This window comes from Pedobacter ginsenosidimutans (genome assembly GCF_001442625.1).
GTDB lineage: Bacteria > Bacteroidota > Bacteroidia > Sphingobacteriales > Sphingobacteriaceae > Pedobacter > Pedobacter ginsenosidimutans.
In genome coordinates, this window is sequence record NZ_LMZQ01000003.1 from 114,068 (window position 1) to 126,178 (window position 12,111).

Genomic DNA, 12,111 nt, shown 5'->3' on the forward strand with positions numbered 1-12,111 from the left:
ACATATCCAACAATTAAGCTTTAGCCCGTCTTGTGGCATAAAGGGCTTGGGTATTGACTTAAATTTCCTTCCCAACCCTTAGCGCGGTTTTAAGTTTCAACAAACAAAACCCACATTTAAAATCAATTTATTACGCATTTGATCGGCATTTAACCGCTTATCAAAATTAATTATATCCGTTATGGACATTTATACCACTGTAGAAGAAAAGTATCTACAGGCCATTGAAGAGTTGCACTGGGGCGAATTACCCAAAGCACTTCAGTATTTTAACGAAATTATTGTTTTCGACCCTGATTATGCAAGAGCTTATTTTCAGTTGGGCGATATTTATCAGAACCATTTTAAAGATTATAAAACCGCGGGTTATTATTACAAACGCTGCATTGAGCTGGATCATGATTTCCCCGAGGTTTATAAACCCTATCTGGAACTTGTGATTACACTTAAAATGCACAAATTGGTGAAACAGGTTGCAGAAAAGGCTTTGCTTGTGCCTGGTGTTTGCGAAGCACACATTTACGAATGTTTGGGGCTGCATGCTGAGCAACAGCAAAATTTTACAGAAGCGGCAAACTATTTCAAAAAAGCCGAACTGTTTAATGCCATTCAGGATGAGCAAAGCACTTTACGGGAGCACCAAAACCGTATTAAGAGCAAAATGAACAGCACAAAAGCAATGATTTACGATTTACAGGGATAAAGGGCGCTGCCTTTTATCCTTTTTAACTAGCCGTTAATCTTAAAATACAATTCACCGAATTGCCCTTGTTATTTTAATTTTGTTACTATCTTTACCGCACAATTACAAAGCATAAATCTTTAAATCAAAAATATTCGATATGTCAGCTCACGATTCACACGCACCGGTTCAGCAAACAAAAGGCATTTGGGCTTTACCATTAACGGCATGGATTCTGGTTTTATTATTGGTTGTTTATTTCACCAGACCAATCTTTAACCACGAAGAAGCACCTGCTCATCATGAAAAAACTGAAGCAGCGCACGAAAAACCAGAAGCACACCACTAGGATTTTCGAGTTATAAAAGCATAAAAAAAGCGTTCCGATTTTAAATCTGAACGCTTTTTTTGTATCCCCTTATTTCTTACTATTTAAGTTGCCCCATGATGTTCGGAAAATCGGTAATGATGCCGTCTACTCCGAGGCTCATAAAATAATTTACTTCCTTTACCGTATTAACCGTCCAAGGGATAATTTTAATACCCATTTCGTGACAACGGTCTACCAAACCCTTACCAACCAAAACCGAGTAAGGGCTATAAATAGTCGGTTTAAAACCTAATTTCTCAATATAATCTTCAAAAGGCTCTTTTTCATCAATCAATAATGAGGTTTGTATTTTGGGATATTTCTCGTGGAGGTATTGCAGCGTACGCATATCAAAAGATTCAATAATCACTCTTTTGGCAAGTTTTTTCGAATTAATTACATCCATAATCAACTCTACAAATTCTGCAGGCTCCGGATGAAATTCATTATCACCTTTTTTAATCGTTTTCGTTTCGATGCTATATACAGGTTTTGCGAGTTTGTGTTCTTTAACATAAGCCTCAACCGCATCTATTGTTTCAGAAAGCAGCGGTTTGTAAGCTTTAAACTTCATCTGTCCAGGAAAGCGGTTATGGACTTTGCTGCCTACATCAAACTTTTTAATCTCCTCATAGTCCATCTTGTAAATGTTATAATTCTTTTGGTCTTTTAGTGTAATCGGCTTACCGTTGGGCTGTAAAGAAATCTCGTTGTTAAAGTAAGGCTCTTGCGAAAGCACCACTTGTTTATCTTTCGAAATCACAGCATCCATCTCTAAGGTGGTAACGCCTAAATCGATAGCTTTTAACATGCCTTCAATGGTATTTTCGGGCATAATCCCGCGTGCACCAGCTTTACCCTGCACATCGAATTTCTTTTTTTGGGCAGAAACATGAAAAAACAATAAAATTAGAGTTGAGAGCAGAAGGAATTTTTTATGCATGAATTTTAAACGTAAAATGAATAATTTTATTGGTGGTAATAATTTTGGAGCGCAAAAACCGTGCTTCTATTTAATGTTTGTGCCTGCTTTCCGTTATATCTTTTCGCTAAGCTTCAAGATGCCACTCCATCCGATAGCTATCGGATCAGGGCTAGATCAGACCATAACTGCAAGCATAAAAAAAGGGCTTCTTTTTATGGAGAGCCCTCTTTAATTCACATTTGTTATTTATCTTTCTGCTGGTACAAAAGCCTGTACAATTAAGTTCCAGCTTGCATCAGCTCCCTTTTCATAAACGAAAACATAGTTAAAACTTTCACGCAAATCAGCTTTGTAATCGATAGTGGCAACACCATAGGTATAAGCCAAATCACTACCGATTGCTTTATCTACGCCTGTTGTTTTTAAGTTAATTTTGCTGATCATTCCATTATAAAAAGCAATAATTTTTCCTTTTCCATCAATGGCTTCGTTACCTGGGAAAAGCAAACGGGCATCGTTGGTTAAAAAACCTCCAAATGCTGCAATTCCATGAGTTTTTAACAAAGTATTTAATGTTTTCTCGGTGGTTAAGATAATTTCTTTCCCAGCCTTAATTTCTTTTTCATTTAAGAACTTTGGTGCAACATGATCTTTAGGTTCAATAAACTGTGGCGTAACTTTAGCCAAAGGTTTATTGCTTTCCGTTCCTAAATCAATAGCTAATTTCCATCTGCCATTTTCTGGTTTCCAGATTGATAAGTATTGACCGTATTTTTTATCTGAAGTACCAACTTCATATGGCCCTGTAGTAAAACCTAAATCGCCACTACGTGATACTTTTGCCAGGTTTGGAGTCCATGTTACATCATTTTCAGCATTTGCCTTAGCCGCGTAAAAAGTTTTGGCATTAACCGGGTTTGGTCTGAACACTAAAGTACTAGTTGATGAATAGTCTATAAAAGCTTCTTTATCTCCATTTTTGGCAATTGACTTAGCAAAATCCTTCTCAGCATTTACTAAAGATTTGGTTGTTCCGTCACTTTTTTGGGCAAAAGCACCTAGGGCTAAAAGCGAAGCTATTGCAGTTGAAAATAATTGTTTCATTATTAATAATATAATATTGTTTGGCGAATATAAAATTTTCTTTGGTGTATGGTCTTAAAAGTAATTAACAATTACACATTAAGGCCACCTATTTTTCTCTATAAATGGTTTCTAAAACAGTTTGCCCGGTGGCCTTCAACGTATTTTTATCAATATTGGCCAAGTTATCCAATTGCGTGTGCCAATTGATATAAAAACCACTGTTATCATTGTAATGGATGATATCGATAGAAGGAACACCTGCTTTGTTCATCCAAAAATGATCATCAACTAATTTTCCGCTCGGAATTTTCGTAAAGTAAGAAGCATAACCAATCTCATTTCCAATATCCCAAACCTGATTTACTACGTTTGGAGCAGCCTGACGTGAGATTTCATCCTGTGTAAACTGTGCGCTACCACCACCAACCATATCAAGGTTAATGCCGTATAAAGCTTTATATCCTGTTGCCGTTGCTTTTTTAGCCCAGTATTGAGAGCCTAAACACCACGTAGTTTCATCGGGTGTTTCATCATTAGCCTTGCCATAATCTTCTAAATCCCACAACACAAAATCCACTCCAACATCTGGCTGTTTCTGCTGAATCTGACGTGCCATTTCCAAAATCACCGCCACTCCGCTCGCCCCATCATTTGCAGCATCAAAAGCTTTCGCATGATTTGCAGGGTCGGTATCCTGGTCAGAAAACGGGCGGGCATCCCAGTGTGCCGTAATTAAAACTCTCTTTTTTTTATCTGGATTAAAAGCAGCAACAATATTTTTCAGCTGAAAACTTTTCCCATCATAAGTTTGCGTTTTCTCGCCCTGGATACTTACAACAGCACCGAACGACTTTAATTTTGCCACCAAATAATCTGCACATTTTTGGTGCGCCTCAGTTCCAGGAATCCGTGGCCCAAAATCTACCTGAGCCTTGGTGTAGGCATAAGCACTATCGGCATTAAAATCTGGAGAAACTAAACGCAGAGGCTTTTCTCCATTTTCATCGGCATTTTGGTTTGTTTTATTCTGACATGCCTGAAATGCGATTAATGCGAATAAAGGCAATATTAAAAGTTTTTTATTCATTGTTTAATTTAACGGAAAATTATTTAAAGTAGTGTGATTATCTCTCATCCCTCTTGCCCCCTGACAAATTAATTGCTAGAGAATAGTCCATTCCCCCTTTGAAGGGGCAGGGGGATGACCCTGCAAAAAATCTTTCAATTCAAAGGATCCGGGGATGATCTTGCTCCCATTCTGCAATAAAATGCTGCATTGTTCTATCCACATTCTCGATATCGTTCATTACCTCATCATCACTAAACCTCAGGACATGAAAACCCAATGCATTCAGAATAAGTTCACGAGCTTTATCTTTTTCAAATTGACCTTCCCATTCATGTGAAAGTCCATCAACCTCGATAACCAATTTTAAATCTTTTGAGAAAAAATCTGCAATATAATTTGCGATCGGTCGCTGTCTTAAGAAAGAATATCCCAGCATTTTTTTATTCCTCAACAATTCACACCACATTCTTATCTCTGCTTTTGTACTATCATTTCGATGGCCTCTAGCATAAGTTTTTAATTTAGAATTGTAGCTGTTGTTATCCATTGCGTTTTAAATCTTTTCTTAGAAGTAAAAAGTCGAAAAATGAATATAGCAAACAATTTGCTGTTTTATTCATCTTTAAAATTAAATGTGATCTTCTTCATCCCCCTGCCCCCTTCAAAGGGGGACAGATTCCCCGATAATTCAAATGCATAGGATTTATTTCCTAATAGCTAACTCTTCTTATGAATGACAGGGGATAGTATAATAAAGTGTTGTCTACGAAAGAATAAAATCCACAATTGCCTTGCAATGAATTTTAGTGGTGTCAAATACCGGAACATCAAAGTCAGTCTGACTAATCAACATTGGGATTTCTGTACAACCCAGAATTATCCCTTCTGCACCATCGGCGATTAGATCATTAATCATTTTGATATATTGCGCCCTGGTTTCTGCCAAAATTAATCCTCTACCCAGTTCTTCTTTAAGTGTAAACTGGATGTAATCGCGAGTTTCTTTTTTTGATGGCACCAATACGTTTAATCCATGGTCTTCGAGCTTTTTGATATAAAATTCCTTTTCCATGGTAAACACAGTTCCCAATAAAGCTACCTTTTTAATTCCTGCAGCATTTATGGCTTTAGCGGTTTCTGTACCGATATGGATAATCGGTAATGCAATCTTTTCCTGAAGCTGATCGGCAAAAAGATGGGCGGTATTGGCACATAATACAATGGCTTCTACACCACTGCGCTTTAAACTCTCGCAAGCAGCGAGTAAAAGGTCAAACGATCCTTCCCAGGTTTTATCCTGTACATCACCAAAATTAAGGGAGTAAATTAAACACTCAGCAAAATTTAATCCGCCCAACCGCTCATTTACGCCCTCATTTATAAAACGATAATAATCTATTGTCGATATCCAGCTAATGCCACCTACTAAACCAATTTTTCTCATTCTTAAAATCGACTTATGACTTTAGACTACAGACTCAAGACTAATTAAGATTTACTCCAGGTGGTTCCCTCTTTGCCGTCTTTAAGCTGGATTCCCAACTCTTGCAAGCCAATACGGATACGATCGGAAGTGGCATAATCTTTATTCGCTTTCGCCTCAGTCCTTAAGTTAATCACCATATCCAAAACGCCATTTAAGTCGTTACCTCCGGCATCTTCATCTTTCAGTCCTAATATATCAAATACGAAATCGTTAACCAGTTGCTTTAACTTTTCTAATGCTTCTGCAGAGATTTTACCTTTACCATCGTAAACGGTATTGATAATCCTTACCGCTTCAAACAGTTCGGCAATCAGAATCGGACTGTTAAAATCATCATTCATCGCGTGGATGCATTTCTCTTTCAATGCATCGATATCGAAATCATTCTGTTCAGAAACCGTTAACTTATCTAACAAACCAATGGCAGCCATTAAGCGGCGGAATCCTTTTTCCGAGGCATCTAAAGCTTCATTCGAGAAATCCAATGTACTGCGGTAGTGTGCCTGCAACATGAAAAACTTAACCGTCATCGGGCTGAAGCCTTTTTTCAATAAAGCATGATCGCCTGTAAATAACTCTAAAGGAAGAAATCCATTACCGGCCGATTTAGACATCCGCGTACCGTTTACCGTAAGCATATTGGTGTGCATCCAATAACGGGCAGGCTGTTTATGACTGCAAGCTTCAGATTGTGCAATTTCGTTGGTATGGTGCGTTGCCGCCAAATCCATTCCACCACCGTGAATATCAAATTCGGCACCCAAATATTTCGCGCTCATTGCCGAACATTCGATATGCCAGCCCGGAAACCCCATGCCCCAAGGCGATTGCCATTGCATCAGGGTTTCTGGTTTTGCTTTTATCCAAAGCGCAAAATCTAACCTTCCACGTTTCTCATCCTGTCCACCCAGCTCGCGGGTATTGTTCAGCATATCTTCCAGATTGCGGTTGGTTAAAATCGTATAATTATATTCCTTGCTATATTTTTCTACATCAAAGTACACATTGCCATCAACCTCATAACCGTAGCCATTGGCAATAATTACCTTGATCATTTCGATCTGCTCGATAATGTGGCCTGTGGCTGTAGGTTCAATACTTGGTGGCAGCGTGTTGAACATGCGCAATACATCATGGAAACCTAAAGTGTACTTCTGCACAATTTCCATTGGCTCAAGCTGCTCTAATTTTGCACGTTTTGCAAACTTATCATCCCCCTCGTCCCTATCACCTTCTAAGTGGCCAGCGTCTGTAATGTTACGCACATAACGCACCTTATAACCAGCATATTTAAGATACCTGAAAATTAAATCGAAAGAAATAAACGTGCGGCAATTGCCCAAGTGCACATCACTATAAACAGTAGGACCGCAAACATACATCCCAACATTAGGTGCATTTAAGGGTTGAAAAAGTTCTTTTTTGCGCGAAAGCGTATTATAAAGCTGTAAGCCAGTATTCATATTGCAAATGTAATATTAAGTTAGAAAGTTAAAATGATTTAATGATGGAATGTTGTCCGTTGCCCCGCTTATGATTTTTCTTTAACATTTGAAAAGGTAATTGCTGCTCATCGGTTAGGGCAGCCCCTCTTTCCGCTGTAGCTTCGCCAAAGGGGCTCAGGCTGCCGCTTCAATAGGGTTTAGCCTGGTTATTTCTGTGCTTTTGGCGTGAAACCTGCGCTAAACTTGCGAAGTCTGCCCAGCCTATGGCCTTGTGAGACTTCGCAAGTTGCCCTGGCACGCGGTGTGCTGTCAGTTGTTACCATCTGACTTTTAAAACAAAATTTTATTAGTTAGCTTAGATTTACCTATCAAACATCAATAAATGGTTCAGATCAGAGAAATTTCGGAAAAAGATGCCGAAAGCGTAGCCACACTTTCTACACAACTTGGTTACGAAAGTAACATCAAGGAAACATCAGCCAGGATTAAACGCATAAATAAAAGTAATGAAAACTGCGCATTTGTTGCTTTAATTGATGACAAAGTATTAGGCTGGATTCATGGTTTTTACACCTTAAGGATAGAATCCGATCCATTTGTCGAAATTGGAGGCTTAATTGTGGATGAAAATTACCGAAACCTAAAAATCGGGAAGCAGTTAATTGAGCAAGTAAACCTTTGGGCGAAAAAGCATCAGGTAAAAAAACTAAAAGTAAGATGTAACATCAAACGCGCCGAAAGTCACCGGTTTTATGAGCAGATTGGCTTTAAGGAGAATAAACGACAGATTGCATTCGAAATGAATGCGGTTTAATTTTTTCAATAATGTCAGATAGAAATATCTTATACCACAGGCAGGTCCTTGCTAAACTTGCGAAGTCTAGCTCCGCCCCTGCCCGACCAGACTTCGCAAGTTAGCCAACCAATGAATAACCAGTTAACCAATTCGAACGATTAACCAACTCCCCAATTATTACAACCTTCAAACATTTCAGCATTGTAACATTTCAATCCTATTCATTAACTTTGTACCATGATTGATTTACCGGTAGTACCTGCTGTAACTGAAGTAAAACGTAAACCAGATTGGTTACGTGTAAAATTACCCGTTGGTAAAGAATATGCACAAGTTCGCAGTTTAGTAGACACGCACAAGCTCCATACCATCTGCGAAAGTGGAAATTGTCCTAATATGGGCGAATGTTGGGGTGCAGGCACGGCAACCTTCATGATTTTGGGCAATATCTGTACCCGTAGCTGTTCTTTCTGTGCCGTGGCCACTGGCCGACCTTTGGCTGTTGACGTTGATGAGCCTAACCGCATTGCCGATTCGGTAAGATTAATGGGCGTTAAACATTGTGTGATTACTTCGGTAGATCGCGATGATTTAAAAGATGGCGGCTCAATCATCTGGGCAGAAACCCTACAGGCTATTCGCAGAGAAAGTCCAATTACCACTTTAGAAACCCTAATCCCCGATTTCAAAGGTCAGTGGGATAATTTATACCGCGTATTAGAAGAAAGACCAGAAGTGGTTTCGCACAATATGGAAACAGTTAAACGCTTAACCAAACAAGTGCGTATCCAGGCTAAATACGACAGGAGTTTAGAAGCTTTAAAAAGAATTTCTGAGTTTGGTTTAAGAACTAAAACAGGCATTATGCTTGGATTGGGCGAAACAGAAGAAGATATTTTCGAAGCTATGGACGACTTAGTTGCCAATGGCGTGCATATCTTAACTTTAGGCCAATACTTACAACCTACACGTAACCACCACCCTGTGATAGATTGGATCCATCCGGATACTTTCGCGATGTATAAAGAAGCTGGTTTAGCAAAAGGCTTAAAGTATGTAGAAAGCGGTCCGTTAGTGCGTTCATCTTATCATGCAGAAAAACACCTTTTTCCAATTGAAGGAATTGCATAATTCACTTATATAATTAGGGATTTAAAATATTTACAACCGTACTCCTTGGCGGAGTGCATTTACAAAACATTTTTTTGCTTTTACTGTTCTGTATTGTATCTTAGTAACCAATAGTGACTGCATTAAAAAAATTAACCCTAACTGAGCCAGAACTTGTTCAAGCACTGCAATCGAAAGATCCGGCGGTTCTAAAAACATTGTACAGCATGTATTCGTCAGCGCTTTATGGCGTTATTTCGCGCATTATCACCCACACAGAGCTTGCCGAAGATGTACTACAAGAAACTTTTGTAAAAATCTGGCAGTCTGCTGCACACTATGACAATACCAAAGGACGTTTGTTTACGTGGATGATGAACATTGCCCGCAATTTATCAATCGACAAACTACGTTCTAAAGACTTTAAGAATTCACTCAAAAACCAAGATATAGAAAATAACGTAAGTTTCGTTGATGAACAAAACAAGGTAACGTTTAATCCTGATATTCTTGGAGTTAAGCAACTTGTAGATAACCTTAAACCGGATTTACAAGCAGTTCTTGATTTAGTTTATTACAAGGGTTTCACCCATGTGGAAGCCGCAGAAAAGTTAGATCTGCCATTAGGTACGGTGAAAACCCGGATCCGGTTGGCTATTATTGAATTGAGAAGGAATTTTAATTGAGCGTGGAAAATTTAAAAGCATATATCGAATCTGGAGTACTTGAGCTGTACGTTTTAGGTGATTTATCACCTGAAGAAGCGTTGCAGGTTGAGGAAATGGCATCTCAACATCCTGAGGTAAGAGATGAATTAGCTGCCATTGAGCAAGCCATGGAGCAATATGCTATGCAAAATGCTGTAGAACCATCTGCAGATGTAGAAACAAAATTATTCGAAAAGTTGGGCTTAAGTGAAGTTGAAGAGCATGTGAATACTCAACCCGAACCAATTTATACTGAAGAGCCAAGAATTATACGTTTAGATGGAAGTGATGCCAAAGTAAGAACTTTGCGTTATGCCTTAGTTGCTTGTATAGCTTTATTGGTAGTAAGTACGGCAGCATTGTTTATTACGTATAACAAGCTAAATGCTGCACACGACCAAATTGCGAGTTTAAACCTGGATAAACAAAAATTTGCTGGCGTAGTAAGCAAGTTAGAGTTTGAAAACCAGGGTTTAGATAATATGGCTGCCATGGCCGACAGTAAAGAATGGGCAACCATCAGAATGGCTGGTCAGGCTTTTAGCCCGAATTCGAAAATGAAAGTTTACTGGAACAAGAAAGATAAAAGTGTGCTGATCAACTATGTGGCCATGGATTTACCAAAAACTGATGCTGAACATCAATATCAGTTATGGGCTTTGGTAAACGGGAAACCGGTAAGTTTAGGCGTATTCGGCAAAACGGATTCGACCAATAACGAGGCATTGGTAAAAATGCAGGCCATTCAGGAAGCACAGGCTTTTGCAGTAACTATAGAGCCTATGGGTGGAAGTGTTAACCCAACAATGGAAAAACTAACCGTAATGGGTGGTGTTTAAGTAGAAATTATTTAGTCAAAATATTAAATCCCGACATTGAGAAATGCTGGGATTTTTTGTTTTTTTTTGCAAGCAGTACACCGTCATTCCCGCGCAGGCGGTAATCTTAAAGCCTATTGCATTACGATTCCCAATCAAATTGGGAATGACGATGCTACTATATTAGGATTTCGCCGCGTACTTTACTTCCTCATACGGCCGCACCAAAACCGATTGCCTCTTGCAAATAAGAGGATAGCCGTTTAAGGCCATGGTTTTGCGCCCTGCAGCCCTAGATAGGATGAATGGCCGCGCCGCTTAAACCTGACAGCAGCGAACATCCCGACGTAAAGTCTGGATAAAGCGAATGGCAGACCATCCTACACCCAAATGCTGCTGCAATTGCTTTCCAAAAAAAATGAATAGTTATCTGTATTATTTAGGCCTAATCTGAAAACGAGCGTTCCAGTCTCTGCAGGTACTGTAGCCCCGTTATCCACTCCAATCTTTTTATTGCAATTCTAGCCTACATGCGAAAAGCTTAAATAAATTTTCCGTTCAGGCAATAAAAAGGATTTCCGTTACTACCGGGTTTAGGAACAATGGGTCTGTGGGTTTTGACCTTTCGACTGTCCTTTGCAGGCAATGGTTTTGCGCCCTGCAACCCTCAATAGTAAAACAAGCTGTGCCACTTAAACCTGACAGCAGCGAACATCCCGACGTAAAGTCGGGATAAAGCGAATGGCAGACCATCCTACACCCAAATGCTGCTGCAATTGCTTTCCAAAAAAATAGATAAATGTGTAAGGGAATACGCTATCGAGCATAACTTGTTGCCCGAATAACGCATGCAGGGAGAAAACTTATTGATAAAGATCCCTCCACTGCGGTCGAGATGATGATTAAGATTTCGCTGCGTACTTCACCTCTTCGTAAGGCTGTACCAAAACCCATCCCTCGCCAAAAAATTCTAATTGGAACGATTCGCCACTTCCTCTTCCGATAAAAGAACCGAAAGTTAAATTGGTTTTAATGTTTGGCGTTAAGTTTTCAGACCAGGCTACTGTAGCATTAGGATCGGTATACACCGCCTGGTTGCCGGTAACCCTTAATAAAATCGGTTCGCCATGTGTGGTAATAGCAATATAGCCACTGCCCGATAATTTAACCTGAAATAAACCACCGCTCATCATCCCTGCAATGCTTTTTAGCATTTTTATTTCGTTTTTAATATTCTCTTCTAAAGCCAATACATCATTACCGTTTACAAAAACCGCTTCGTTTTGGAGTTTAATGATCTTTACTTTTTTGCCCTCATCTGCCAGATACAGCTTACCCGTTCCGGTGGCGTGCATCAACGAAGTACCCTCGCCAGATATGGCTTTCTTTAACAAACCGCCCAAACCTTTGCTCAATAGTCCTTCTCTTTTAAAATCTATATTTCCGATGTAAGCAACCATCGAACCTGCTTTTGCCAATATTTTTTGATTTTTTAGATTTACCTCCAGCATGGCAGGTTTCTCTAATTCGAAAAAATCGTTTTCATTTGGATTCTCTGCCGATTCCTGAATTAATTCATTCAGCGTGTACTCTTTTTGTGCCATAATAATTTTTTTT

13 protein-coding genes are annotated in these 12,111 nt (G+C 39.2%); 6 read left to right on the forward strand and 7 right to left on the reverse strand.

The genetic code is table 11. The annotated features are described in order from the left end of the window. Window positions 1–181 precede the first annotated feature (181 nt). Window positions 182–703: a hypothetical protein gene (locus ASU31_RS04505; protein WP_057931199.1), complete on the forward strand. Its 522-nt coding sequence runs from the start codon at window positions 182–184 to the stop codon at window positions 701–703. Between the two features lie 139 nt (window positions 704–842). Next, window positions 843–1,031: a hypothetical protein gene (locus ASU31_RS04510; protein WP_029280597.1), complete on the forward strand. Its 189-nt coding sequence runs from the start codon at window positions 843–845 to the stop codon at window positions 1,029–1,031. Between the two features lie 79 nt (window positions 1,032–1,110). Here the strand turns inward: ASU31_RS04510 and ASU31_RS04515 are convergent, their stop codons facing one another. From ASU31_RS04515 to cysS, 6 genes are all read right to left on the reverse strand, one after another. Then, window positions 1,111–1,995, reverse strand: a complete 885-nt coding sequence (locus ASU31_RS04515; protein WP_057931200.1) for a glycerophosphodiester phosphodiesterase family protein — start codon at window positions 1,993–1,995, stop codon at window positions 1,111–1,113. Between the two features lie 228 nt (window positions 1,996–2,223). Further along, a complete protein-coding gene (locus ASU31_RS04525) occupies window positions 2,224–3,081 on the reverse strand; it encodes a nuclear transport factor 2 family protein (protein WP_057931202.1) in 858 nt (285 codons plus the stop codon). A gap of 88 nt (window positions 3,082–3,169) precedes the next feature. Beyond that, complete coding sequence (locus ASU31_RS04530) at window positions 3,170–4,150, reverse strand: M28 family peptidase (protein WP_057931203.1); 981 nt, start codon at window positions 4,148–4,150, stop codon at window positions 3,170–3,172. A gap of 139 nt (window positions 4,151–4,289) precedes the next feature. After that, window positions 4,290–4,679 carry an endonuclease domain-containing protein gene (locus ASU31_RS04535; RefSeq protein WP_057931204.1) on the reverse strand — a complete coding sequence of 130 codons (390 nt, stop codon included), beginning with the start codon at window positions 4,677–4,679 and terminating at the stop codon, window positions 4,290–4,292. Between the two features lie 216 nt (window positions 4,680–4,895). Further along, a complete protein-coding gene (locus ASU31_RS04540; protein WP_057931205.1) occupies window positions 4,896–5,576 on the reverse strand; it encodes an aspartate/glutamate racemase family protein in 681 nt (226 codons plus the stop codon). Between the two features lie 44 nt (window positions 5,577–5,620). Further along, window positions 5,621–7,081: a cysteine--tRNA ligase gene (cysS, locus tag ASU31_RS04545; protein WP_057931206.1), complete on the reverse strand. Its 1,461-nt coding sequence runs from the start codon at window positions 7,079–7,081 to the stop codon at window positions 5,621–5,623. Between the two features lie 364 nt (window positions 7,082–7,445). Between cysS and ASU31_RS04550 the strand changes: the two genes are divergently transcribed. The 4 genes from ASU31_RS04550 to ASU31_RS04565 all read left to right on the forward strand — a co-directional run bounded on the left by ASU31_RS04550 (window position 7,446) and on the right by ASU31_RS04565 (window position 10,515). Beyond that, window positions 7,446–7,877 carry a GNAT family N-acetyltransferase gene (locus ASU31_RS04550; protein WP_057931207.1) on the forward strand — a complete coding sequence of 144 codons (432 nt, stop codon included), beginning with the start codon at window positions 7,446–7,448 and terminating at the stop codon, window positions 7,875–7,877. A 219-nt stretch (window positions 7,878–8,096) separates the two neighbouring features. Then, window positions 8,097–8,990: a lipoyl synthase gene (gene lipA / locus ASU31_RS04555; RefSeq protein ID WP_057931208.1), complete on the forward strand. Its 894-nt coding sequence runs from the start codon at window positions 8,097–8,099 to the stop codon at window positions 8,988–8,990. A 113-nt stretch (window positions 8,991–9,103) separates the two neighbouring features. Further along, window positions 9,104–9,655 carry an RNA polymerase sigma factor gene (locus ASU31_RS04560; protein ID WP_057931209.1) on the forward strand — a complete coding sequence of 184 codons (552 nt, stop codon included), beginning with the start codon at window positions 9,104–9,106 and terminating at the stop codon, window positions 9,653–9,655. A 2-nt stretch (window positions 9,656–9,657) separates the two neighbouring features. Beyond that, complete coding sequence (locus tag ASU31_RS04565; protein WP_057931210.1) at window positions 9,658–10,515, forward strand: anti-sigma factor; 858 nt, start codon at window positions 9,658–9,660, stop codon at window positions 10,513–10,515. An 881-nt stretch (window positions 10,516–11,396) separates the two neighbouring features. Here the strand turns inward: ASU31_RS04565 and ASU31_RS04570 are convergent. Beyond that, window positions 11,397–12,098, reverse strand: coding sequence for an AIM24 family protein (locus ASU31_RS04570; RefSeq protein WP_057931211.1), 702 nt, complete (start codon window positions 12,096–12,098; stop codon window positions 11,397–11,399). Between the last annotated feature and the right edge of the window lie 13 nt (window positions 12,099–12,111).

Excerpts from the sequence above, each read along its gene's own strand:
- ASU31_RS04505 (WP_057931199.1), top strand. The coding sequence starts at position 182 with ATGGACATTTATACCACTGTAGAAGAAAAGTATCTACAGGCCATTGAA.
- ASU31_RS04510 (WP_029280597.1), top strand. The coding sequence starts at position 843 with ATGTCAGCTCACGATTCACACGCACCGGTTCAGCAAACAAAAGGCATT.
- ASU31_RS04515 (WP_057931200.1), bottom strand. The coding sequence starts at position 1,995 with ATGCATAAAAAATTCCTTCTGCTCTCAACTCTAATTTTATTGTTTTTT.
- ASU31_RS04525 (WP_057931202.1), bottom strand. The coding sequence starts at position 3,081 with ATGAAACAATTATTTTCAACTGCAATAGCTTCGCTTTTAGCCCTAGGT.
- ASU31_RS04530 (WP_057931203.1), bottom strand. The coding sequence starts at position 4,150 with ATGAATAAAAAACTTTTAATATTGCCTTTATTCGCATTAATCGCATTT.
- ASU31_RS04535 (WP_057931204.1), bottom strand. The coding sequence starts at position 4,679 with ATGGATAACAACAGCTACAATTCTAAATTAAAAACTTATGCTAGAGGC.
- ASU31_RS04540 (WP_057931205.1), bottom strand. The coding sequence starts at position 5,576 with ATGAGAAAAATTGGTTTAGTAGGTGGCATTAGCTGGATATCGACAATA.
- cysS (WP_057931206.1), bottom strand. The coding sequence starts at position 7,081 with ATGAATACTGGCTTACAGCTTTATAATACGCTTTCGCGCAAAAAAGAA.
- ASU31_RS04550 (WP_057931207.1), top strand. The coding sequence starts at position 7,446 with ATGGTTCAGATCAGAGAAATTTCGGAAAAAGATGCCGAAAGCGTAGCC.
- lipA (WP_057931208.1), top strand. The coding sequence starts at position 8,097 with ATGATTGATTTACCGGTAGTACCTGCTGTAACTGAAGTAAAACGTAAA.
- ASU31_RS04570 (WP_057931211.1), bottom strand. The coding sequence starts at position 12,098 with ATGGCACAAAAAGAGTACACGCTGAATGAATTAATTCAGGAATCGGCA.